The sequence below is a fragment of the Photorhabdus sp. P32 genome (assembly GCF_038085095.1).
GTDB lineage: Bacteria > Pseudomonadota > Gammaproteobacteria > Enterobacterales > Enterobacteriaceae > Photorhabdus > Photorhabdus luminescens.
The window spans coordinates 1-928 of the sequence record NZ_JAZGJN010000082.1 but is presented as its reverse complement, the minus strand read 5'-3'; the positions used below and the strand labels follow the sequence as shown (position 1 = coordinate 928).

The 928-nt window shown below is 30.0% G+C and carries 1 protein-coding gene and 1 pseudogene; one reads left to right on the top strand and one right to left on the bottom strand.

Annotated elements, in window-relative coordinates; genetic code table 11:
* Positions 1 to 168, bottom strand: a pseudogene (locus V2H77_RS00340) (IS630 family transposase); the annotation flags it as partial.
* Between V2H77_RS00340 and V2H77_RS00335 the strand changes: the two are divergent.
* Positions 118 to 783: an AAA family ATPase gene (locus tag V2H77_RS00335; protein WP_341497217.1), complete on the top strand. Its 666-nt coding sequence runs from the start codon at positions 118 to 120 to the stop codon at positions 781 to 783. The pseudogene V2H77_RS00340 and the gene V2H77_RS00335 sit on opposite strands and share 51 nt — an antisense overlap.
* The last annotated feature ends 145 nt before the right edge of the window (positions 784 to 928 follow it).

Sequence of the window (928 nt, the reverse complement as noted above, 5' to 3'; positions counted from 1 at the left end):
ATCAACGGGTCTGTCCTGGAGGCGGAGGGTCTGCGTGTTCATTCCAGTACTCGCGCCCTCAGAGGCCAGCAGGACCGCTTTGATGCGATCACACTCCCGCTTATCACGGCAAGTGTGATGGAGGTGTTCAAGTTCGGCTTTTTGTTCATCGGTAATGAATATTTTCATGACGGATACCATGAACCTCATTTGGGCGAAAATCAAGCAGTTTCAATGAGCACGGGTATACAACAAGACATATCATGTTATTCTTTAGAAAAAGAAGTAAGTGAATTATTCTCTAATGATGTAAATTTACTAAATTATTGCACTGAAATTGATAATTATATATGTAAAATTGAAACTGATGAAATATTTAATGAGATAATATTAGGTACTAACGATTCATATCTTTCAGCTCTCATAACCAATTTAAATAACTCTGATTGGGTTAAGAAAGGATTGGATTATTTAAGTCTTAGTGATAATAAGTGTCCATTTTGTCAGAACATTATTCCAATCGATTTTGGATTAGAGATAAATAAAATATTCAATGACACATATGATAAAAAAATAAATTCAATAAAGGAAAAACTTACTTCATATCAATTTAAGTGTGATAATATTTTTAATACATTAAAGCAGGTTAATCTAGATGAGAGGTTTCTTGATAAGGATAATTTTTATAAATTAATTTCTGAGTTGAAAAAAGAAATTCATAATAATATTAATCTGATTAAGGAAAAGATAGCAACACCTAGCAAGTGTCTTAAATTAACTAAAACTAATTATCTGATTTGTTAAATAAACAATATAATTAATAATATTAACTTAAAGATTAATGAGTATTATTTAAGATTATCAAACAGAGATAATTATAATAAAGAGCTGGAGGTTAAATTCTGGTCGATGCTAAAGAATGGCCTTGTTTCTTATTTCAATTCTTATA